Origin of the sequence: Nakamurella flavida, assembly GCF_030811475.1 — a bacterium.
Lineage (GTDB): Bacteria > Actinomycetota > Actinomycetes > Mycobacteriales > Nakamurellaceae > Nakamurella > Nakamurella flavida.
The window spans coordinates 452,091-474,125 of the sequence record NZ_JAUSQV010000001.1 but is presented as its reverse complement, the minus strand read 5'-3'; the positions used below and the strand labels follow the sequence as shown (position 1 = coordinate 474,125).

Annotated in this window: 22 protein-coding genes and 1 riboswitch; of the genes, 6 read left to right on the top strand and 16 right to left on the bottom strand. The window is 72.6% G+C overall.

Going from position 1 to position 22,035, the window contains the following annotated elements; genetic code table 11:
• Positions 1-44 precede the first annotated feature (44 nt).
• Positions 45-2,360 carry a glycosyltransferase family 4 protein gene (locus tag J2S58_RS02075; RefSeq protein ID WP_205255354.1) on the top strand — a complete coding sequence of 772 codons (2,316 nt, stop codon included), beginning with the start codon at positions 45-47 and terminating at the stop codon, positions 2,358-2,360.
• A gap of 93 nt (positions 2,361-2,453) precedes the next feature.
• Complete coding sequence (locus tag J2S58_RS02070) at positions 2,454-3,407, top strand: glycoside hydrolase family 130 protein (RefSeq protein WP_344469929.1); 954 nt, start codon at positions 2,454-2,456, stop codon at positions 3,405-3,407.
• Positions 3,408-3,508: 101 nt separating this feature from the next.
• Here J2S58_RS02070 and J2S58_RS02065 read toward each other — a convergent pair whose 3' ends face one another.
• Both J2S58_RS02065 and J2S58_RS02060 read right to left on the bottom strand, forming a co-directional pair.
• Entirely contained in the window at positions 3,509-3,802 is a 294-nt protein-coding gene (locus J2S58_RS02065) for a hypothetical protein (protein ID WP_205255352.1), read from the bottom strand.
• Positions 3,803-4,001: 199 nt separating this feature from the next.
• Positions 4,002-4,430, bottom strand: a complete 429-nt coding sequence (locus J2S58_RS02060) for a hypothetical protein (protein WP_205255351.1) — start codon at positions 4,428-4,430, stop codon at positions 4,002-4,004.
• A 126-nt stretch (positions 4,431-4,556) separates the two neighbouring features.
• Between J2S58_RS02060 and J2S58_RS02055 the strand changes: the two genes are divergently transcribed.
• Positions 4,557-5,495, top strand: coding sequence for an SMP-30/gluconolactonase/LRE family protein (locus J2S58_RS02055; RefSeq protein WP_205255350.1), 939 nt, complete (start codon positions 4,557-4,559; stop codon positions 5,493-5,495).
• A gap of 167 nt (positions 5,496-5,662) precedes the next feature.
• On the opposite strand, the gene J2S58_RS02050 is transcribed toward J2S58_RS02055, so the two are convergent.
• Together J2S58_RS02050 and pgi are read right to left on the bottom strand one after the other, a co-directional pair.
• Positions 5,663-6,400 carry a transglycosylase family protein gene (locus J2S58_RS02050; RefSeq protein ID WP_205255349.1) on the bottom strand — a complete coding sequence of 246 codons (738 nt, stop codon included), beginning with the start codon at positions 6,398-6,400 and terminating at the stop codon, positions 5,663-5,665.
• A 1-nt stretch (position 6,401) separates the two neighbouring features.
• Positions 6,402-6,592: riboswitch (cyclic di-AMP (ydaO/yuaA leader) on the bottom strand.
• Between the two features lie 392 nt (positions 6,593-6,984).
• Complete coding sequence (pgi, locus tag J2S58_RS02045) at positions 6,985-8,703, bottom strand: glucose-6-phosphate isomerase (RefSeq protein WP_205255348.1); 1,719 nt, start codon at positions 8,701-8,703, stop codon at positions 6,985-6,987.
• A 220-nt stretch (positions 8,704-8,923) separates the two neighbouring features.
• On the opposite strand from pgi, the gene J2S58_RS02040 reads away from it, so the two are divergent.
• The 3 genes from J2S58_RS02040 (at position 8,924) to J2S58_RS02030 (ending at position 11,573) form a co-directional block, all read left to right on the top strand.
• A complete protein-coding gene (locus tag J2S58_RS02040) occupies positions 8,924-10,135 on the top strand; it encodes a glucose-1-phosphate adenylyltransferase family protein (RefSeq protein WP_205255347.1) in 1,212 nt (403 codons plus the stop codon).
• Between the two features lie 152 nt (positions 10,136-10,287).
• The gene (gene purU, locus J2S58_RS02035; protein WP_306826224.1) at positions 10,288-11,172 is read left to right on the top strand and encodes a formyltetrahydrofolate deformylase; all 885 of its coding nucleotides are present in this window, start codon (positions 10,288-10,290) and stop codon (positions 11,170-11,172) included.
• Between the two features lie 62 nt (positions 11,173-11,234).
• Positions 11,235-11,573, top strand: coding sequence for an antibiotic biosynthesis monooxygenase family protein (locus J2S58_RS02030; protein ID WP_205255346.1), 339 nt, complete (start codon positions 11,235-11,237; stop codon positions 11,571-11,573).
• 66 nt (positions 11,574-11,639) lie between these two features.
• Here the strand turns inward: J2S58_RS02030 and J2S58_RS02025 are convergent, their stop codons facing one another.
• From J2S58_RS02025 to J2S58_RS01970, 12 genes are all read right to left on the bottom strand, one after another.
• Entirely contained in the window at positions 11,640-12,404 is a 765-nt protein-coding gene (locus tag J2S58_RS02025) for a sulfite exporter TauE/SafE family protein (protein WP_205255345.1), read from the bottom strand.
• 43 nt (positions 12,405-12,447) lie between these two features.
• On the bottom strand, positions 12,448-12,894 hold the full coding sequence (locus J2S58_RS02020) for a DUF5709 domain-containing protein (protein WP_205255344.1): 447 nt from the start codon (positions 12,892-12,894) through the stop codon (positions 12,448-12,450).
• Between the two features lie 199 nt (positions 12,895-13,093).
• Positions 13,094-13,837 (bottom strand): hypothetical protein, encoded by a 744-nt coding sequence (locus J2S58_RS02015; RefSeq protein ID WP_205255343.1) that lies wholly within the window; start codon positions 13,835-13,837, stop codon positions 13,094-13,096.
• A gap of 71 nt (positions 13,838-13,908) precedes the next feature.
• Positions 13,909-14,388, bottom strand: a complete 480-nt coding sequence (locus J2S58_RS02010; RefSeq protein ID WP_205255342.1) for a MarR family winged helix-turn-helix transcriptional regulator — start codon at positions 14,386-14,388, stop codon at positions 13,909-13,911.
• A gap of 65 nt (positions 14,389-14,453) precedes the next feature.
• Positions 14,454-15,758 carry an NAD(P)/FAD-dependent oxidoreductase gene (locus J2S58_RS02005; protein ID WP_205255341.1) on the bottom strand — a complete coding sequence of 435 codons (1,305 nt, stop codon included), beginning with the start codon at positions 15,756-15,758 and terminating at the stop codon, positions 14,454-14,456.
• Between the two features lie 174 nt (positions 15,759-15,932).
• Positions 15,933-17,324 carry an MFS transporter gene (locus J2S58_RS02000; protein ID WP_205255340.1) on the bottom strand — a complete coding sequence of 464 codons (1,392 nt, stop codon included), beginning with the start codon at positions 17,322-17,324 and terminating at the stop codon, positions 15,933-15,935.
• Between the two features lie 113 nt (positions 17,325-17,437).
• Positions 17,438-18,136, bottom strand: coding sequence for a DUF998 domain-containing protein (locus tag J2S58_RS01995; RefSeq protein ID WP_205255339.1), 699 nt, complete (start codon positions 18,134-18,136; stop codon positions 17,438-17,440).
• Positions 18,137-18,216: 80 nt separating this feature from the next.
• Positions 18,217-18,489: a DUF2277 domain-containing protein gene (locus J2S58_RS01990; RefSeq protein WP_205255338.1), complete on the bottom strand. Its 273-nt coding sequence runs from the start codon at positions 18,487-18,489 to the stop codon at positions 18,217-18,219.
• A 58-nt stretch (positions 18,490-18,547) separates the two neighbouring features.
• Positions 18,548-19,420, bottom strand: a complete 873-nt coding sequence (locus J2S58_RS01985; RefSeq protein WP_205255337.1) for an ATP-binding cassette domain-containing protein — start codon at positions 19,418-19,420, stop codon at positions 18,548-18,550.
• The gene (locus J2S58_RS01980; RefSeq protein ID WP_306826218.1) at positions 19,417-20,202 is read right to left on the bottom strand and encodes an ATP-binding cassette domain-containing protein; all 786 of its coding nucleotides are present in this window, start codon (positions 20,200-20,202) and stop codon (positions 19,417-19,419) included. The genes J2S58_RS01985 and J2S58_RS01980 overlap by 4 nt, the downstream gene beginning before the upstream one ends.
• The gene (locus J2S58_RS01975; protein WP_205255336.1) at positions 20,199-21,044 is read right to left on the bottom strand and encodes an ABC transporter permease; all 846 of its coding nucleotides are present in this window, start codon (positions 21,042-21,044) and stop codon (positions 20,199-20,201) included. Before J2S58_RS01975 ends, J2S58_RS01980 begins: the two co-directional genes overlap by 4 nt.
• Complete coding sequence (locus tag J2S58_RS01970; RefSeq protein WP_205255335.1) at positions 21,041-21,982, bottom strand: ABC transporter permease; 942 nt, start codon at positions 21,980-21,982, stop codon at positions 21,041-21,043. The genes J2S58_RS01975 and J2S58_RS01970 overlap by 4 nt, the downstream gene beginning before the upstream one ends.
• Positions 21,983-22,035 lie beyond the last annotated feature (53 nt).

The following is a 22,035-nucleotide window of genomic DNA, read 5'->3' as shown; positions in this document are numbered from 1 at the left end:
CCGGGCGGCAGAGTCCGGGCCCTCACGGTCTCTGGAGGCCCCGGGTGCGCGTCGCCGTCGTCAGCACCTTCCCGCCGCGCCCCTGCGGCATCGGCACGTTCTCCCAGGATCTGCGCGCCGCCCTGCGGGAGAGCTCGCCGACCATCGACGTCGACATCATCTCGATCGTCCGGGAGCAGACCGAGCAGACCGACCCCGACGTCCTCCCGCTCATCCGGCAGGACGTCCGCAGCGACTACCCGGCCGTCGCCCAGATCGTGGATTCCCGCGGGACCGACGTCGTCCTCGTCGAGCACGAGTACGGCATCTTCGGCGGTCCGGACGGGGCCTACCTGCTGTCCCTGGTCCAGGAGCTCAGCCAGCCCCTGGTGCTGACCCTGCACACCGTGCTGTCCCGCCCGTCGGTGTCGCAGGCCGAGACGCTGCGCGCGTTGTGCCGCCACGCCACCCTGGTCACCGTGTTCACCGAGACCGCCCGGCGGATGGTCGTGAGCCAGCGGCTGGTCGCCCCGGAACGCATCCGGGTCGTCCCGCACGGTGCCCCGACCATCCTGCTGCCGCACTCGCCGAGCAAGGACGTCCGGGTGGCCGTGGGCGGCCCGGCGGCCGCCGACACCTCCCGGCCGGCCATCGAACGCCTCGAGGGCCGCACCGTGCTCAGCACGTTCGGCCTGATCTCCGAGGGCAAGGCGCTGGAGGTGGCCATCAGGGCGCTGCCCGCCGTGGTGGCCGCCCACCCCGAGGTGCTGTACCTGATCGCCGGCCAGACCCACCCCGAGGTGGTCAAGCGCGAGGGCGAGAAGTACCGGCTCGGCCTGGAGCGGCTGGTCCGCGACCTGGGGTTGACCGATCACGTGCACTTCCTGGACCGCTTCCTCACCGACGAGGAGCTGGCCGCCCTGCTGGCCTCGACCGACATCTACCTGACGCCGTACCGCTCACGCGAGCAGATCGTCTCCGGCGCCCTGACCTTCGCGGTCGCTGCCGGTTGCCCGGTGGTGTCCACGCCGTACTACTACGCCGAGGACCTGCTCGCCTCGGGTGCCGGCGTGCTCGTGCCGTTCGACGACTCCCCTGCGCTGGGCCGCGCGGTCATCGACTTCCTCGACGACCCGCAGCGGCTGGCCGCGGCGCGGACCGAGGCCCGCCGGGTGGGCGCCAAGCTGGCCTGGCCGGCCGTCGGCGGACAGATCATGACCGTGCTGCGCGAGGCGCGGGAGCTCGGCCCCGCCGGGCGCCGCAAGCCCGTCGCCCCGGCCTCCGGGCCGCGCCTGCGCCCGGACCACCTGCTGAGCCTGAGCGACGACGTCGGGATCATCCAGCACGCCCGGGGTGTCGTCCCGCTGCGCTCCAGTGGCTACTGCGTGGACGACGTGGCCCGTCAGGTCATCGTGGCCATCGGGATGGAACGGTCCGGTGACTCCGGGGTGTACGACCGCATGCTCGCCCGCGGCCTGGCGTTCCTGCTGCACGCCTTCGACCCGGACACCGGCCTGATGCGAAACTTCATGGGCTACGACCGGCAGTGGCTCGACGAGCCGCACGACGGTGACCACCTGGGTCGCACGGCCTGGGCCCTGGGGGCCGTGGTGGCCGCCCACCCGCCCCGGTCGGTCCGGCGCCCCGCTCTGGATCTGTTGCGGGCCATGGCCGATCGGTTGCGCACGGTCGACAGCCTGCGGGCCGCCGCGCTCACGGTGGTCGGTCTCACCCGGCCGGAACTCGACGCCCTGCCCGGTGATCTCGTCGATCTGCTGCGCGCGCTGTCCACCCGTCTGCTCAGTGCCTACCGGGACTGGAACCGTGAGGGCTGGCACTGGTTCGAACCCACGCTGACCTACGACAACGCGCGGTTGCCGCAGGCCCTGATCGCCGCCGGCGAGCGCCTGGGCGACAGCGGCATGGTCGACGCCGGACTCGAGGCGCTGCAGTGGTACGCCGACGAGTGCGGGTTGGCCGGCGAGCACGTGCGGCTGGTCGGCAACCGGTGGCGCAGCGCCCAGGACGATCACGACGACCCCGACCTGCCGGTGGGCGACTCCCCGCCCAGCGAGGGTGACGAGCAGCCACTCGATGCCTCCGCGCTGGCCGAGGCGTTCGCCGACGCACGGCGGGTGACCGGGGACGAGGCCCACGGGGTGTTGGCGGTGCGCTCGCTGGAGTGGTTCTACGGCCGGAACCGGCTCGGCGTGCCGGTGTACGACTTCGCCACCGGTGGGTGCCACGACGGCCTGGGTGACGAGGCACTGAACGACAACGAGGGCGCGGAGTCGACACTGGCCTTCCTGCAGGCCCTGCTCGAGCTGGAGAACGCCGGTCTGCAGTCCTCGCTCCCGCCGTCGTCCTCCAGTTCCCGCTGACCACCCGATCGCCCCGCCGCCTCGCGACCGACAAGATCGCCAACCGGAGGGGCGGGTCCATCGCACAGCGGTGGAGCGGCTACCTTGAGTGATATGAACCGCCCTGTGAGCGCACTGAGTGACGACCTCTTCCGGCGGGCGGTGGGCAACCCGCTGTTGGCCCCCAACCGCTGGCCGTACCGCATCAACGCGGTCATGAACGCCGGGGCCACCACCGTCGGGGACGAGACCGTCCTGCTGTGCCGCGTCGAGGACCGCCGTGGGATCAGCCACCTGACGGTCGCCCGGTCGAAGGACGGCGTCTCCAACTGGGTCGTGGACGAGACCCCACTGCTCGCTCCGCAACCGGATGTGCCCGGCGAGTCCTGGGGTCTGGAGGACGCCCGGATCACCCGGATCGACGAACTCGACCTCTGGACGATCACCTACACCTCGTTCGGCCCCGGCGGGCCGGCCGTGTCGCTGGCCACCACCCGCGACTTCCGCACCGTCGAGCGCCTGGGCGTCATCCGGCCCCCCGAGGACAAGAACGCGGCGCTGCTGTCGCGCCGGGTGGGTGGGCAGTTCATCCTGTTCCACCGGCCGATGACCGTGTCCGGCGGACGGGCCGACATCTGGCTCAGCCGGTCACCGGATCTGCAGCAGTGGGGCGAGCCGGAACCGGTGATGAGCGCCCGCACCGGCGGGTCCTGGGACTCGGCCCGCATCGGCATCGGGCCGCCGCCGCTGGAGACCCCCGACGGCTGGCTGCTGGTCTACCACGGGGTGCGGCAGACCGTGGCCGGGGCGTTGTACCGGGCCGGTCTGGCCCTGCTCGACCTGGACGACCCGAGCAAGGTCATCGCCCGCTGCGAGGAGTGGGTGATGAGCCCGCGCGAGCAGTACGAACTGGTCGGCGACGTGCCCGGGGTCGTCTTCCCCTGCGGCCTGGTCTGGGACGAACCCACCGACGAGATCCGCCTCTACTACGGGGCTGCCGACACCTGCATCGGGCTGGCGACCTCCACGCTCACCGAGGTGCTCACGCACCTGCGCGAAGGCCACTGACCCGGCACCTGCCCGGCACGCACAGCGGTCCCGTTCCCGGTCGGGAACGGGACCGCTGTCGTGGTGGAGCCGGGTGCGACCGGGCGATCGGCGCGGCCGGCTCAGAACTTGCCGAGACCCGGGGCCGGGGTGCTCGTGAGGATCTCCTCGTAGCGGGCGCGCTGGATCCCGTTGACCAGCTTGCGGGACTCCTCCCGGTCACGCACCACCTTGGAGACGACGACCACGGCGAACATGGAGCACAGGAACCCCATGGCCAGGGTGTAGCGCTGCTGCACGGTGATGTCGAGCAGCAGCACGTTGACCGCGTTCCAGACGGCGACCGCACCGAGGAAGACCACGGCGGTGCCGAAGAAGGCGGAGGTGTGCTCCTCGACGAGCTTGGGATCGGACATGAGGGGTTCCTTTCGGGTCGTTCCAGGGACGCAGGCCCGACGGGACTGCGTGGACGGTGCGGGACGGGCGAGCAGGTGCCGCACAGATCGGGCCGCGGCACCGGCGGGGTGCAGGATGCTGCTGTGAGGTGGCGGAGTCGATGTCCCACAGGGATTTTCGGCAGTCACGACCCCCAACGGTCGGCCGGCGGCCGATCGATCAGTCCGGCGGGGACGCCGGCGTGCGACGGGCGCGGCGGACGGGTTTGGCCGCCCGGCGGTGCTTGGTGCTGACCACCGCCTTGGCCAGGCTGTGGCGACGGCCGTCCATCTGGTGCACCTTGAGCACCTGCTCCAGCTTGGTGTGCCGGATCCGGCTGGCCTGCTTGCTGATGCCCTGGGCGTGCCCGATGGTGTCGTAGCTGGCCTGGGGCAGGGTGGTGCGGAGCGCGTGCACCGACTGGGCTTCCATGATGTCGAGGACCAGCCGGGCCCGGGAGAGCAGCTTGATGCGGCGGAGCTCCGCCTCCATCTCGTCCTCCGGGGGATGCGGCATGGTGACCGCCTCCGCCAGCAGGGACTCGATGTAGTCGTACATCTCGGCCAGCTCCATGCAGGAAGCATGCCCGCCGACAACCTGTGTTGTCAACGACAATCCTGATTGTCGTGGACAACTTTTCTTGTCGTCGCGCGTCGGAGCCCGTTCGGGCCCACTGAACGGCGCGGTCGGGTATCGCGTATGCAGGAGGGACGACATCCCTCGACGTGGAGCCGCATGCGTGTGCGATGGGTCCGAGTCCTCACCCCCGTCCTGCTCGCCCTCACCGTGGGGGTGGTGTCGGCCCCTGTCGCGACCGCCCATCCCGGCGGCGGTCCGGGCCGGCCGACCTCCATCGACCTGCCCGCCGGTTTCCAGCCCGAGGGCATCTCCAGTACCGGTTCCACCTTCTTCGTCGGCTCGCGGACCGACGGAGCCATCTACCGGGGCAGCCTGCGTACGGGTGAGGGTGCCGTCCTCGTACCGGGCACCACCGGCGGATTCGCGGCCGGGACCGAGGTCGACTCCCGTCAGCGCCTGTGGGTCGCCGGCGGGTCCACCGGACTGGGCACGGTCTACGACACCCGGACCGGCGCGGAACTCGCCCGGTACACCTTCGACGGCAGCGGCGCGGCGTTCATCAACGACGTGGTGGTCACCGAGCGGGCCGCCTACTTCACCGACTCACGGTTCCCGGTGGTCTACGTCGTCGCGCTGACCGGCCGTAGCCTGCCGGACTCGTTCTCCGCCCTGCCGCTGACCGGCGCCGTGCAGGTGGTGCCCGGTGCGACCAACCTGAACGGCATCGAGACCACGCCGGACGGGAAGGGTCTGCTCGTCGTGCAGTCCAACGCCGGGCTGCTGTTCCGGCTCGATCCCCGGACCGGGGTGACCACCCCGGTCGACCTGGGCGGGGTCGACGTGCTCAACGGGGACGGCCTGTTGCGGCAGGGCCGCACCCTGTACGTCGTGCAGAACCGGCTGAACCGCATCGCGGAGTTCCGGCTGTCCCGCACGGGCGACCGCGGTGAGCTCGTGCGGACCATCACCAGCCCGCAGTTCGACGTGCCGACCACGGTCACCCGGTCCGGTGGGTCGCTGTGGGCCGTCAACGCGCGCTTCGGGGTGGAGTCGCCGCTCACCGCCGGCTACACGGTGGTGCCGGTCCCCCGCTGACCGAGTGCCGGACGGCGATGCGGACATCCCCTCCCGACAGTCCGAGGCCGTCGGCCGCCGGGCGGGTGTCGCGGCGGGTCCGCAGCTGGGCCCGAGGGTCCCGGTACGAGGACGGGCGCCCCATCTCCGCGAGGAGGTGGGACGCCCGTCAGGTGTCGCAGGGTGGATCAGCCGAGGCGGATGACCTGGCCCGGGTAGATCAGGTCGGCGTTGCTGATGATGTCCTGGTTGGCCGCGAACACGGCCTCCCAACCACCGGAGACGCCCTGGGCGGTGGCGATCTTCGACAGCGTGTCGCCGGAGACGACGGTGTAGGTGCCGTCGGCCGCGCTGGCCGCGACGACCGGCGCCTCAGCGGACTCGCTGTGCCGGCTCGAGCGGGACTCGCCCTCGGACACGGTGGCCCGGGTGGACTCGACGGACTCCGTGCGCTCGCTGGAGCGCGAGCGGGAGGCGGCGGGCGCCTGCTCGGTCTCCGCAGCCTGCGAACGGCTGGAGGACCCACTGTCGGCGGCCACGCTGCGCTGCGTCGGACCCTCCTGGCCACCGGCGTAGGCACAGGCCCACGCGCCCCAGCCCTGGCCGGCCAGGGTCTTCTCGGCGATGGCGATCTGCTGGGCCTTGGTGGCCAGATCGGCGCGGGAGGCGTACTCCTGGCCGCCGAAGGCGTTCCAGGTGGACTGCGAGAACTGCAGGCCGCCGTAGTAGCCGTTGCCGGTGTTGATCGACCAGTTGCCACTGCTCTCGCACTGCGCGACCGCGTCCCAGGTGGAGTCGGGCGCCGCCGAGGCGGTGCCGGACAGGCCGAGGGCGGCGGCACCGGCGATGACACCGACGGTCGCGCCCTTGACGGCGATGGAGCGGGTCTTGGAGGCCTTGCGGTGGCGTCCGATGTAGTTCGACATGTTGATCCCCTGGCTGCGCCTGCGAGGTGAGCTGTCGGATTCGGGCGCTGGTCGTCGTGTCAGGACGTCCAGGGGGTCATCGCCCGGCCGGATCTCTCCGGCTTCACCCCGAGGGGATCGTGGTGCGATCCCCGTACTTCGGTGGGTTCCCCGCCGCTGTCCGAGCTTTCTTCCGATCGGGAGGTCCCGAGACCCGGGTGGACAGCGTTCGGCGCTGGGTCTCGAGGTGGTGTGGGTGGCCGTGGGCTTCCCCTCGACCGAAGGCGACCATACGGACCGAACCTGAACGTGCAAGGACTTCCCGGCGTATCTCGAACCGGTCACGATCCAGTGTCCGAACGGTCTCTTCCATCGTTTTCCCAGATCGTTGCCGGTGGCCTGCCGGATTGCCCCGATCGACGCTGGGCCTTTCGGGGTGGCAATTTTCACTCGATCGGGGGTACTCCGCCCAGTCGTCCGGGGCGGAAACGGGTCCCGTCACCCCTGGTGACCGCCGTCACGTGACGAAGAGTGACACCAGATCGAACCGGTCGGTGCGCCCGGTCCTGGAGACCGGGCGACCGACCGGACGCGCCGTGCACGGATCAGGCCTGGGCCCGCCCGCGGCCCTGCAGGTAGCGGCGCACCAGGGTGACCGTCGAGTCGTCCTGGCCCTGCGTGCTCTGCTCGCCGGTCAGCATCGGGGCCAGCTCCTTGGCCATGGCCTTGCCCAGCTCGACCCCCCACTGGTCGAAGCTGTTGATGCCCCAGATCACGCCCTGGACGAAGGTGATGTGCTCGTAGAGGGCGACCAACTGGCCCAGCACCGACGGGGTGAGGCGCTGCGCCATGATCGACGTGGACGGCCGGTTGCCCGGCATCACCTTGTGCGGCACCACGTCCGCGGCCACGCCCTCCGCCGCGATCTCCTCGGCGGTCTTGCCGAAGGCAAGCGCCGCGCTCTGCGCGAAGTAGTTCGACATGAACAGGTCGTGGACGTCGGTCCCGCCGGCGACCTGCCCACCGTCGGCGTCGGAGAGGGCGTGGTTGGGCTCCACGAAGCCGATGAAGTCGGCCGGGATCAGCCGGGTCCCCTGGTGGATCAACTGGTAGAACGCGTGCTGGCCGTTGGTACCCGGCTCGCCCCAGAAGATCTCGCCGGTGTCGCACTGCACGGCGGTGCCGTCCAGTCGCACCGACTTGCCGTTGCTCTCCATGGTCAGCTGCTGCAGGTAGGCCGGGAACCGCAGCAGGTACTGCGAGTACGGCAGGACGGCGTGGGTCTGCGAGCCGAAGAAGTCCACGTACCAGACGTTCAACAGGCCGAGCAGGACGGGCACGTTCTGCTCGAACGGCGTCGTGCGGAAGTGTTCGTCCATCGCGTGGAAGCCGGCCAGCATCTCGGCGAACTGGTCCTGGCCGATGGCGATCATGAGCGACAGCCCGACGGCGGAGTCGAACGAGTACCGCCCACCCACCCAGTCCCAGAACCCGTACATGTTGGCGGTGTCGATGCCGAACTCGCCGACCAGCTTCTCGTTGGTGGACACCGCGACGAAGTGCTGCGCGACGGCGTCCTGCGCCTGCTCCGCGGTCAGCCCCGCCGCGGACGCGAGACCGTCGGTCAGCCAGGTGCGGGCCAGCCGGGCGTTGGTCAGCGTCTCCAGGGTGGTGAAGGTCTTAGAGGCCACGATGAACAGCGTGGTCTCGGGGTCCAGATCGAGGGTCTTCTCGTAGACGTCCGTGGGGTCGATGTTGGAGACGAAACGGCAATCCAGGGACCGCTGCGCGTAGCTCTTCAGCGCCTCGTGGGCCATCACCGGGCCCAGATCGGACCCGCCGATGCCGATGTTCACCACCGCCGCGATGGGCTTGCCGGTGGCACCGGTCCACTCCCCGGAGCGGACCCGTCCGGCGAACTCGCCCATCCGGTCGAGCACCTCGTGCACCTCCGCGACGACGTCCTGCCCGTCGACCGTCAGCTCGGCGTGACGCGGCAGACGCAGCGCGGTGTGCAGCACCGCGCGGTCCTCGGTGGAGTTGATGTGCTCCCCGGCGAACATCGCGTCGATCCGCTCCCGCAGACCGCTCGCCGCGGTGAGATCCCGCAGCAGACCGAGGGTCTCGCGGGTGACCCGGTGCTTGGAGTAGTCGACGTAGAGGTCACCGGCGTGGGCGGCGAGCTCACTGCCCCGGTCCGGGTCGTCGGCGAAGATCTGCCGCAGGTGCAGGTTCTCGACGGTGGGCAGGTGATCGCGCAGCGCCTGCCAGGCCGGTGACTGCTGGGTCGACCCGGTGGAGGGATCGGATGCGGTCGGGCTCATGGGGGCCTCCGGGAGGTCAGGGCACCATCGGGTGTCGGGACGTGGGGTACAGGGCCCGTCGGATGACCGGAGTCGACCGGCGGGTGTGCGCCAGTCTCGTCGTCGCCGCGTGGGCGGCTGCACCCGGGGTCGGCGCCGTCCTCCCCCCGCCGTGCTCGGTCGGGGCCGCCGGCCGGTCTCCCCGGTGCGGCCGGGCGGGCCGCCCGGCAGGATGGTCGGGATGTCGTCCTCCCCGCGTGTCCTGTGCATCGTGCTCGCCGGCGGACAGGGGTCCCGACTGGGACCGCTCACGGTCGGCCGGGCCAAGCCCTCGCTGCCGGTCGGCGGGCACTACCGCCTCATCGACATCGCCCTGTCGAACGCGGCGCACAGCGGGCTGGGGCACGTCTGGGTGCTGCAGCAGTACGAACCGCACCTGCTCGACGAACACCTGGCCGGCGGCCGACCCTGGGACCTGGACCGCACCCGCGGCGGCTTCCGCACCCTGCCGCCCTACCAGGGCCAGGACCAGGACGGCTTCGCCCAGGGCAACGCCTCCGCCCTGCTGCAGAACTGGCCCGTCATCGAGGCGCTGGACCCGGACGTCCTCGTCGTCTGCAGCGCGGACCACCTGTTCCGGCTCGACCACCGGCCGGTGATCACCGAACACCTGGAGAGCGGGAACGAGGCCACCATCGTGACCACCACGGTCCCCCGGGCCGCCGACGCGGCGCGGGCGCTGGTGGTGCGGAGCGACGGCGGCCGGGTCACCGCCGTGGACAACAAGCCCGACGAGCCGGCCGGCCGCGAGGTGGGGACCGAGGTGTTCCTGTACTCCCCGGCCGCACTGGCCGAGCACCTCTCGGCGCTGACCGCCGCGGGCGGCGAGCTGGGTGACTACGGCGACCGGCTGATCCCGTCGATGGTGGACGGGGGCCGGGTCGGCGCCGTGCGGCACCAGGGGTACTGGCGCGACCTCGGCACCCCGGAGTCCTACCTGGACGGACAGCTGGATCTGCTCCGCGACCGGCCGGCGCTACGGCTGGACGACGAGGACTGGCCGATGCTCACCTCCATGCCGATCCGCAGCCCGGCCCGGGTGCGGTCGGGCGCGGAGCTCGAGCGGGCCTGGCTGTCCCCCGGGGCGGACGTGGCCGGCTCGGTGGTGAACTCGATCCTCGGGCCCGGCGTGCGCGTCGAGGCGGGCGCGCACGTCCAGGACAGCGTGCTCATGCACGACGTGGTGATCCGGGCCGGGGCACGGGTGGAACGGTCGGTGGTGGCGGAGAACGCATCCGTCGGGCGGGACGCCCGGGTGGGCTCGAACACCGCCGACGAGCCGGTGCCGGTGCTGATCGGCGCCCGCCGACGGGTGGCCGCGGGCGCCGTCCTGGAACCCGGGGCGACCCTGGATCCCACCTCGCCCCGGTCGGCTCTGCACGCGGCCCGCTGACCCCGCCGAGGCCGGGCCCCGGCCGGGTCCGGTCGCGTGGGCCGAGCGGCGCGGACCGACCCAGCCGGTACCGTCGACACGCCGCGGCACCAGCGCGGTCGTCCCCCCGCCCGGCGGGTGGGGCCCCTCCTGCACCGGAACGGACCCGTCACGTGACCACCCTGTCCCCGCCCACCCGGGAACCCGGACGGGCCTTCGTGCTCACCCTGTCCTGCGCCGACCGGCGCGGCATCGTGTGGACGGTGGCCGGGTTCCTCGCCGACCAGGGCTGCACCATCCTCGACAGCCAGCAGTTCGGCGACGCCTCCACCGGACAGTTCTTCATGCGGGTCCATCTGCGCAGCGAGGTCGGCGCCATCGAGGTGGACGACCTGCGCGCCCGCTTCGACCCGGTGGCGACCGAGTTCGCGATGACCTACCAGCTGGCCGACACCGCACGGCCCGCCCGCCTGGTCGTCATGGTGTCCCAGCAGGGGCACTGCCTGAACGACCTGCTGTTCCGCTCCCGCTCGGGGGCGCTGCCCGCCGAGATCGTCGCCGTGGTGTCCAACCATCGCGATTTCGAGGACCTGGTGACCTGGCACGGCCTGCCGTTCCACCACATCCCGGTCACCGCGGACACCAAGCAGGCCGCCGAGGACGACCTGCGCGCCGTGGTGGCCCGGTACGAGGCGGACACCATCGTGCTGGCCCGGTACATGCAGGTGCTCTCCGACCGGTTGTGCGGTGACTTCCCCGGCCGGATCATCAACATCCACCACAGCCTGCTGCCCAGCTTCAAGGGCGCACGGCCCTACGCCCAGGCGTACGCGCGGGGGGTCAAGGTCATCGGGGCGACCGCGCACTACGTCACGGCGGCGCTGGACGAGGGTCCGATCATCGAGCAGGACTTCGTCCGGGTCGACCACGCGCACGGCCCGGCCGAGCTCACCGCCCGCGGCCGTGATCTGGAGGCGATGGCCCTGGCCCGGGCCGTCACCTGGCACGCCGAACGCCGGGTGCTGCTGTACGCGGGGCGCACCATCGTCTTCGCCTGACCCTCTCCGGGGTGGTGGACCCCGGTAGCCGATGCTGTCCGCCGCCGGGCACCATGGACGGCATGAGCATCGTCAAGATCAACGCCATCACCGTCCAGGCCGACAGCGGCGACGAGCTGGCCCGCCGGTTCGCGGCGCGGGCCGGTGCCGTCGACGGGCAGGACGGCTTCGAGGGGTTCGAGCTCCTGCAGCCCACGGACGACCGGCACACCTGGCTGGTCGTCACGCGCTGGCGGGACGAGGAGGCCTTCCAGGCGTGGGTGTCGTCCTCGTCCTTCGCGCACGGGCACCGCTCGGCGGCCGAGCGCGCCGGCCAGGCGCCCCCCGCGCACGTCGGGGTGTCCAGCGAGGTGTGGTCGTTCGTGCCGGCCGGCGGCTCGTCCGGCACCATTACGAGCTGACCGGAGGGGGCACGTCGTCGGTCCGGCCGGACCTCCGCCCGGCGGGCCCGGCGATGCTCTTCGGCCTCAGCCGTAGGCCTGGATGCCCAACCGGATGGCCAACCCCAGGCCGGCGATGCCGATGATTGCCCGCAGCACCGTGGCCGGGGCGCGGCGCACCACCTTCGGGCCCAGCCAGGACCCGACGACGGCACCCGCGGCCAGCGGGAGCACATGGCTCCACGGCACGTCGGCGAAGATCACGAAGCCGACGGCCGCGACCCCGTTGGCCGTCAGCATCAGGATGTTCTTGGCCGCGTTGGCCCGGGGCAGGGTGTCTCCCCCGGCGAACAGCAGCAGGGCCAGCATCAGCACGCCCGCAGCCGCCCCGAAGTACCCGCCGTACACGGCGACGGCGAACACCCCGATCGCCACTACCGGGCGGACCCGACCCGACAACATGGCCGGGACCCCGCCGGCGGCGGGCCGTCTCCTGCGGGGGATGAGGATGGTCAGCGCGGCCAGGCCGACCAGGAACGGCACGATGCGGGCGAAGTTGTCCGCCGGGGTGAGGAGCAGCAGCGCCGCCCCGGACATCCCGCCCACCGCGGCCAGCAGACCCCAGATCCGCAGCGGGCGCGCCTGCCCGGTGAGTTCGGGTCGGGAACTGGCCGCCGACCCGAACCCGCCGAACAGCAGCGCCACGGTGTTGGAGATGTTCGCCGCCACCGGGGTCAGTCCGGTGAGCAGCAGCGCTGGATAGGTGAAGAGCGAGGCCAGTCCGGCGATGCTGCCGGTCAGCCCGCCGGCCACCCCGGCCCCGACCAGCAGCACCGCGTCCCAGCCCGTCATCGCCCACCCACCGGGGCGGACGGGTCAGCGGGCGGGCGGGCGCTCAGCGCTCGTCGTCGGCGACGATGTGGACCGCGGCCTCCTCGGCACTGGCCCCGGCACCGTCGATGCCGACATCCTCGGCGAGCAGGTCCTTCTCGAGGTCGCCGAGGCCGCCGTCGGTGTCGATCAACCGGCCGGCCCGCTCGGTGCCGACCTCGTCACCCTCCTCGTCGAACAGGGAAGTGTCCTCGCGGTCCCACACCTCGGGGGTCTCGGCGGCCAGCAGTTCGTCCAGGCTGGCGCCCTCCTCCTCCTCGGCCTCGGTGGGCACGTGCACCGACGGCTCGCGGTCGGGCGGGGAGTAGCCCTCGTCCAACGAGTCACCCAGCGCGCGGGGGTCCAGGGTGTCCCCGGCGGTCAGCTGCTCGGCCACCCCGTCGGCGCCGTGCACCTCGGTGCCGGCGTTGCTCTCGTCGATCTGCTCGGGGGTTTCCAACGGGTTCGACACGTGACGTCCTCTCGCATGGTCGGCGCGCTGCGATCCGCGCCGTGGGCATCTGCGCCCCGGTCCACCGTAGTCGTCGGATCGGCGCGGCCCGTCGGGGTCCGACCTCGGCCGCCGCTTCCGACCAGGTCCTGCGCCGGGGCGTCACCGGCCGGGTCCCCGGGTCGATCCCCGCTCAGGCTCGGTGGACCGGCGGGCCGGCTCAGCCGATCCCGGCCAGCAGGGCGTTGATGACCGCGTACGCCAGCAGGATGCCCGCGGTGACCAGGCAGGCCACGCAGAGCATCAGCAGGCCCCGCAGTCGACCGGGCATCAGCGGCACCAGGGTGGGCCGGCCGGTGAGCGAGTCGAGGACACCACCACCGGCCTTCACGCCGCGCCACAACCCCCGCAGAGCCCACAGGGCGCGGCCGGAGGACACCGGCTTCGGGCCGGAGCGCAGGTTGCCGGCCAGCCCCTCCCACAGCTCGCGACCGCTGACCACGGCGATGAGGTCGGCGGTGAGCTCCGCGGGCGCGCGGACGGCGCGGAGCAGTTGGTGGCGGCGGACGGCCAGCCACGCGGCGGGGATGCACCCCAGGAGGACGAGCAGGAGGGATTCGCGGACGACGGGGCCGCCGCGGGAGATCGCCGCCCAGAGGAGCAGCAGACCGGCGAGGACGGGCGCCGCGGCGACGATGCGGAGAGCGTGGGCGGCGAGCCGGATGACCGGGACGACCACAGTGGTGAGCTGGCCCGCGGCACGGTCCCGGGTGGTGGTGACCGCACGGGTGGCCCGAGCGGCCAGGGACGGGGTCGACGGGACGGCTTCCGGCAGGTCGCCGGGATCGATCCGGGAGACCTCGGTCGTCCCCGCGCGAATCACGTCACGATCGTCCGGACGGACGTCCTTGCGCAGGGAGATCCGGTCCTGCGGGTCGTCCTGCCCGTCGGGTTGCGTCGGCACGTCCGTTCCGCGCGACGCCGTCGAGCGTTCCGGCGGGTCCACGGTGTTCGGCGCGTCCGGCCCGGGGGCGGTCATTCGCCGTCGGTCTCGCAGCAGCCCTCGGCGGCGAGCCGGGCGTTGACCTTGTCCCCGATGGCCGCGAGGGCGTCGAGTTCGGCGGGCGTCAGCAGATCGACGACCAACCGGCGGACGGCGGCGACGTGCCCGGGAGCGGCCTCACCGATGGCCTGGCGACCGACCGGGGTGATCTCGACGAACGCGCCACGACCGTCGGTGGAACATTCCCGCCGGCTGATCAGCCCACGGGTCTGCATGCGCTTGAGGTGGTGGGACAGGCGGCTCTTCTCCCACCCGGTCATCCGACCGAGCTCACCGACGCGCAGGACACCGTCCTCGAGCTCGGAGAGCACCACCAGCACCTCGTAGTCGGCGTTGGACAGACCCGAGTCCTGGGTGAGCTGGCGGTTCAGCGCAGCCGCCAGCGGGCCTCGCAGCCGCTGCAGCCCACGCCACCCGGCGAGCTCCCGATCGTCCAACCATCGCACCGTCACACCACCATCGTACGCGGCAGTAGTTGACACGTCAGTATCCGATCGGGAGCCCGGCCGGGCGCCGGTCAGGAACGCTGGTGCTCGAACACCGGCACGTCCCCGACGATCGGGTTCGTCCGGCGGGAGGGCGCCAGGTACTTGGTGGTGAGGTTGATCAGCGTAGCCAACCGGTTCCGGTTGCCCAGCAGCATGATGATGTGGATGAACAGCCACACCAGCCAGGCGATGGTACCGGTGAGACGGACCGACCGCTTGCCCGGCAGGGCGATGTCGGCCACCGCGGCGCGACGGCCGACCGTGGCCATCGTGCCCTTGTCGTGGTACACGAACGGCTGCGTCGGGCGACCGGTGACCAGGGCCGCGATCTGCTTGCCGGCGTGCTTGCCGCCCTGCAGGGCGGGCTGGGCCAGCTGCGGCTGCGGGTCCGGCGCGAGGCCGACGTCACCCACCGCGAAGATGTTGGGGAACCCGGTGACGCGCAGATCGGCATCGGTGGTGATGCGCCCGCCGCGGCCCTGGGGCATGCCCCATTCGCCGACGATCTTGGGCACGGCCACGCCGGTGGCCCAGATGACCACGCCGGCCTTGAGGAACTCGCCGCTGCCGAACAGCACGCCGTCCTCGCGGACCTCGGCCACCGAGGTGTTGAGCCGCAGCTCGACGCCGCGCTCGCGGAGAGCCTTGGCCGCGTACTCGCGCAGGCTCGGGGCGAACGGCCCGAGCACCTTGTCGGTCATCTCGACCAGCACGATGTGGGTGCGACGCGGATCCAGCTCGGGGTAGATGGCCGCCATGGCGTCGTTGCGCAGCTCGGCCAGCGCGCCGGCCATCTCGACGCCGGTGGGGCCGGCACCGACGACCACGATCGCCACGTCGTCGCCGGAGTTGGAGGCGGCGGCGTGCTCGAGGTTGGTGAAGATGCGGTCGCGCAGGGTCAACGCCTGGGCGCGGGTGTAGATCGCCAGGGAGTTCTCCTCGGCACCCTTGGTGCCGAAGTAGTTCGTCGTCGCGCCCGAGGCGAGGATCAGGTAGTCGAACGACATCGTCGCGCCGTCCTGGAAGGACAGCTCGTTGCTCTCGGTGTCGATGCCGGTGACCAGACCCTGGCGGAAGCTGACGTTGCGCTGCCGCATCCGCGCGGCGCGCAGGAAGAAGGTGACGTCGCCGGGGTTCAGCCCGGCCGTCGCGACCTGGTACAGCAGCGGCTGGAAGGCGTTGTAGGTGTGCCGGTCGACCAGGGTGATGTCGACATCGGAGCTCTGCAGCGAGCGCAGCGCGGACAGACCGGCGAAACCACCGCCGACGATCACGACGTGCGGGCGCCGGCGAGCCGACGCGGCGGCGCGGACGGGGAGGACCGATTCACTCATGTGGATCCCTCGAAATCGATGCTGATGGGGCCGGGGACCGGACGGGCCTCGTCGACGATCCGGTGTCACGCAGTGCTGTCGTCCTCACCGTAACCGGCCCGTACGACATCGACCGATCGGAGCGCTCCCGGGCAGCCGCGGATCGCGGCCCGGCGCTCGACCGGCTCGGTGATGTTACCGGGTGCCCGGCTTCGACGTCGCATCGTCGGTGGCGGAGGTGGATCGCCCCAGCACCGCACGCCCGCGGGCGATGACGACCGAACGGTGGGGCCGGGTGGTGCGGTCGATCCCGAACGCCACCACCATGACGAGCAGGCCCGCGGCGGCCAGTGCCCCGCCCACCCAGCCCAGCGACGGGTAGCCGAGCCCGGCCGCGATGACCACACCGCCCAACCAGGCCCCCAACGCGTTGCCGAGATTGCCGGCGGCGTGACTGAGCGAGGCGGCCAGCGACTGGGCGCCGTCGGCCACGTCCATCAACCGGGCCTGCATCGCCGGCATGGTCGAGGCGGTCGCCAGGCCGAGCAGGAAGACGCCGCCGGCCGCGGTCAGCGGGTGCCGGGTGGCCACGGTGAACAACACCATCACCGCGACGATGCCCACCATGCCCAGCAGGATCGTGCGCGGCACCGACCAGTCGGCCAGCCGACCGCCGATCACGGTGCCCAGCGTCATGCCCACGCCGAACAGGGCCAGCACCAGTGGGACCCAACCGAGGGAGAGCCCGGCCGTCTCGGTCAGCGTCGAGGTGATGTAGGTGTAGACGGCGAAGATCCCGCCGAAGCCGACCACACCCGCGGCCAGGGTCAGCCAGACCTGCAGTCGGGACAGCGCGGTCAGCTCCTGGGTCATGCTGGCGGAGGCGTCCCGCCGCACGGCCGGGACGACCAGCCTGACCCCGACCATGGTGACCACGCCCAGCGCGGCGACCAGCCAGAACGCGGCCCGCCAGCCCCAGGCCTGCCCGATCGCCGTCGCCACCGGCACACCGATGATGTTGGCCACGGTGAGCCCGAGCATGACCGAGGCGATGGCCCGGCCCCGGCGGGCGGCGGGTACCAGCGAGGCCGCGACAACCGCGGCCACCCCGAAGTAGGCGCCGTGCGGGAGTCCGGAGACGAACCGGGCGATGGTCAGGCTGGTCAGATCGGGGGCCAGTGCCCCGGCCACGTGCCCGGCCGCGAACAGACCGATCAGGGCGATCAGCAGGGCCCGGCGGGACACCCGGGCGCCGAGGACGGCCAGGGCCGGTGCCCCGACCACCACCCCGAGGGCGTAGGCGGAGATCAGGTGTCCGGCGGTCGGCTCGGAGACCCCGAGCGATCCGGCGATGGTCGGCAGCAGACCCATCGAGGCGAACTCGGTGACGCCGATCGCAAAACCACCCAGCGCCAGCGCGACCAGAGCCGGAGTCACCGACCGCGGCCCGGGAGCGACGGGCGCCGACCGTTCCGCGTCGAGCCCGGCGGGCGGGACCGGGGCTGCGTCGCTGGACGGGCCGGTGGAGATGCCGGCGGACGGGCCGGCGGTGGAGGGTGCGAGACCGAGGTCGAGCGGCGGGGTCATGGCGTCCTTCAGACGGTGGCGGGTGCGTGGCGTGAGAACGCCGACGGCCCCCCGCGGACGTCACCCGAGTCGTGCTGCAGGCCGTCCTCGTCCATCCAACGGCACCCGGGGAGTCAGCCGGCGTGTGGGCGCTGTGATGTTGCTCGCTCCGGCGCCGACCCCGCCGGCCCGTCCGGAACGGCCGGGACGCGCGGTGCGGGCGGGGGCGCGTCCGGACGCCCCGCCGCGGGACGGACCGGCAGCGAGCCGACCGCGACGGCGTACAGACCCAGCAGCAGCATGTCGACGAGCACGGTGAAGCCCTGCCAGAAGGCCCAGGCGTCCTGCTGACCGATGCCCAGGATGTCCACCCCGGCCGCCGCCGCGCCGATGAGCAGCAGACCGGCCAACGACGCGAGACCCAGGCCGGCGGCCGTCCGCGCGACGCGGGTGGGCGCGAACCGCAGGGCCAGCACGATCCCGGTGGGCAGGGCGACCATGGCGGCGATGGCCCCGGCCGCATGCACCTGGGCCTGCAGGGACTGCTGCAGGCCGCCCGCGTCGGTCCGGACGACGGCCATCACCAGCGTCCCGACGGTGCCGACGGCCAGGCAGAGGATCGGCGCGCGGCCGGGCACCGGCCGGGCCCGCCAGAGCAGCAGGGGTCCGATCCCGAGCAGGACGGCCCACAGGGAGAACATCCAGCCGCGCGGACCCAACCCGTACTGGCTGTAGGAGATGTCCGGGATCAACGGATCGCCGGCGCCGGCCTGCACGCCGATCCACAGCAGCCAGCACGCGGCCACGCACGCTCGACCCACCCGCGACCCCATGGCCTCATTGTGACCCGCCGCCGGCCGGGCGCCCATCATCTGGTCCGGTCACACCGGCTCCGGTCACCGACGGCGGCGGCTCAGGTGGTCGCGAACCGCTGCGCGCTGCGGGCCCTGGCCTTGGCCGCCTCCACGTCCCGGTCCTTCGGGGGCGCGGCGGTGGTCAGGTGGCCGAGCAGGTGCCGGGTCGCCGCGGCGATCTCCAGCACGGCCTCGTCGAAGGCGGCCTGGTTGGCCGCCGACGGCTTGGTCGTCCCGCTGATCTTGCGGACGTACTGCAGGGCGGCGGCGTGCACCTCGTCCCCGGTCGCCGGGGGCTCGAAGTTGTGCAGGACGCGGATGTTTCGACACATGCACCCAGCCTGGCACCGCCCGCCCCGGCGCGGCAGCCCCGCCGGGATCCGGATCGGTTCAGTCGGGCGGCGGGAACGCGGTGTCGGCGCCGCCCGCCGCAGCCTCGGCGGCCGCCCGTTCCCGTTCCCTGGCCGCCTCCAGCGCCCCCCGCACCGAGGGCACGGCGGCGACGAGCTCCGCCGTGTACGGGTGGGTGGGGGCGTCCAGCACGTCCCCGGTCGCCCCGGTCTCGACGATCTCCCCCGCGCGCATCACCGCGACCCGTTCGCACAGCCGGCGGACCACCCCGAGGTCGTGCGAGACGAAGACCAGGGTCAGCGATCGTTCACGGACGAGCTCGGCCAGCAGGTCGAGGACCTGCGCCCGGACGGTCACGTCCAGTGCGGACACCGCCTCGTCGGCGAGCAGGATCGCCGGGCCGCCGACGACGGCCCGGGCCAGGGAGATCCGCTGGCGTTGCCCGCCGGAGAACTGGTGCGGATAGCGGTCGACGGCGTCCGGGTCGAGCCCGACCCGGGCGAGCGCCGCCCGGACCCGCTCCGCCGTTCCCCCGTCGCCGCCGTGCACCCGCAACGGCTCGGCGACGATGGCGCCGACCCGCATGCGGGGATCGAGCGAACCCATCGGATCCTGGAACACCATCTGCAGCCGGCGGGTCAGGTGCATCCGGTCGGCCGCCGAACACGCGGTGACGTCCCGGCCGTCCACCTCGACGGTGCCGGCGGTGAGCCGGTCGAGGCCGGCCAGCGCCCGCAGCAGGGTCGTCTTTCCCGACCCGGACTCGCCGACGATGCCGAACCGCTCGCCACGCCGGACGGTCAGGTCGACCCCGGCCAGGGCGGTGACCTGGCCGGGGGCGGTGAACAGCGAGGTGCGTGGTCGGCGGAACACGCGCTGCGCCCCGGTGATCCGGACGACGGGATCGGTCATCGCGTCCCGCCCAGGTCGGCATCGGCCAGCAGTGCCCGGGTGCGGTCGTGCTCCGGCGCGGTGAGCAGGCGGACCACCGGCCCCGACTCGACGATCGCGCCGTCGTCCATGACCAGGATCCGGTCGCACACCGACGCGACGACGGCGAGGTCGTGGGAGATGAAGAGCAGGGCCGAACCGACCTCCCGGGTCCGCGCCGCGATGAGCGCCAGCACCCGGGCCTGCACGGTGACGTCCAGGGCGGTGGTCGGCTCGTCGCAGACCAGCAGATCGGGACGGTCGGCCAGGGCGATGGCCAGCACGATGCGCTGCCGTTGGCCCCCGGAGAGCTGGTGCGGGTAGGAGTCCGCGATGCGGGCCGGGTCGTCCAACCCGGTCCGGGCGAGGAGATCGAGGACCGCCGTGGCCGATCGCCGAGGCGGGACCCGACGGCGCATCGCCCCGGCGACCTGTCGGCCCACCTTCCAGGTCGGGTTCAGGGCCGTCATCGGCTCCTGGAAGACCATCCCGACGCGGCTCCCGCGCACCGCCGCCAGCTCCCGCTCGGACGCGGTGGTCAGCTCCAGGTCGCCACCGGCCAGGGTGATCGACCCGGTCATGGCCAGGGTGGCGGGCAGCAGGCCCGCCACGGCCAGACAGGTCAGCGTCTTGCCCGACCCGGAGGTTCCGATGACGCCGACCCGCTCCCCCGCACCGACCTCGAACGAGACGTCGCGGACGAGCGGCCCGGCCGCGCCGGTGATCGTCAGCCCCCGCACGCGCACCGCCGCGCTCCCGGTCACCGGACCTCCAGCATCGGATCGGAACGGTCCCGCAGCCCGTCGCCGAGCAGGGTGAAACCGAGCACGGCGAGCAGGACGGCCAGCCCCGGCCACAGCAGCATCAGCGGCTGGAACGACAGGGCCGGCTGAGCCTCGTAGAGCATGCGGCCCCAGGAAGCCGTCGTCGGCCCGGCACCCAACCCGAGATAGGACAGCGCCGCCTCGGCCAAGATGGCGATCGCGTACGACACCGAGCACTGGACGATGATCACCCCGCGCACGTTCGGCAGCACGTGGGTCAGCGCGATGCCCGGCCCGGACACCCCCGCGACCCGCGCCGCCTGGACGTAGTCGGTACCCATCACCCGTCGGGTGCCCGTGCGGACCACCCGGACGAAGCCCGGCACCGTGGCGACCCCGATGGCGATCATCGCGGTGGTCACCGACGCACCGCGGACGGCCGCCAGGATCAGTGCCGTCAGCAGGGCCGGGAACGCCAACCACAGATCGGTGACCCGGAGCAGCAGCTCGGACACCCGGGGACCGGCCATCCCGGCCAGGACGCCGAGCGGGACCCCGACCACGGCGGCGATGCCGACCGCGACGATGCCGACGTACACCGTCGTCCGTGCCCCGGCCATCAGCAGCGATGCGATGTCCCGTCCGCGCAGATCCGTGCCGAGCAGATGGCCGGCCGTCCCCGGGCCGACGCTCCGGTGCGCGACGTCGGTGAAGATGGTCGACCACGGCGTCCAGAACACCGACACGACGGCGACCAGGACGATGACCGCGACGAGGACGGCGCCGACCACCAGCGAGGGGTCGCGCCGGCGGGAGCGGGCCGCGACCGGGGCCGCCGTCATCCGCGCCGCACCCGCGGGTCGAGCGCGGCCGCGGCCACGTCGACCAGGAAGGAGACGGCCAGCGCGAACACGACGAGGACCAGCACGATGCCCTGCACGGCCAGCAGATCCTGCCGGCCCACCGAATCGGCCAGCCACGAACCGATCCCGGGGATGACGAACACCCGCTCCACCACCACCGCACCGACCAGCACGGTCACCAGTTGCACCCCGAGCACGGTCAGCACCGGCAGGGCCGCGTTGCGCAGCCCGTGCCGGACCACCGCCTGCATCGTGGTCAACCCGGTGGACCGGGCGGTGCGCAGGTAGTCCTGGTTGAGTTCGTCCAGGACCGCGCTGCGCACGTACCGGGTCAGCACCGCGCCCTGCACCAGCCCGAGGGAGAGCCACGGCAGCACCATGTGCGCCAGGAAGCCCCCAGGGTCCTGGGCCGGCACCCGGTAGCCGTTGGCCGGCAGCCAGCCGAGCGTCACGGCGAACACGGTGACCAGCAACAGCCCGGCCAGGAAGGCGGGGACGGCCACGCCGACCTGGGACAGCACCGACACCAGGGTGCCCTCCGGCCGACCCCGACGCACGGCGGCCAGCACCCCGCACGGCACCGCGACGACCAGCGAGACCACCACCGCGCCGGCGACCAACCACAGGGTGACCGCCAACCGGTCCGCGATCTGCGGACCGATCGGCACCCCGGACACGTAGGACACCCCGAAGTCGCCGTGCAGGATCCCGCCGGCCCAGTCCAGGTACTGGGTGACCAGGGAACGGTCGAGCCCGAACCGGGTCCGCAGGGCGGCCACGGCCTCGTCCGTCGCCCCGGTGCCCAGGGCCGTGCGGGCGGGGTCACCCAGCACGGTGAGCAGGGCGAAGACCGCGACGGAGGCGACGAGGACGCTGAGCAGGAAGATGCCCACCCGACGCAGCAACGGCCAGGTCATCGGCGGCCCGCCCAGACGGGTGGCCGGGGCGGCTCGGACCGGTCGCGGACGGC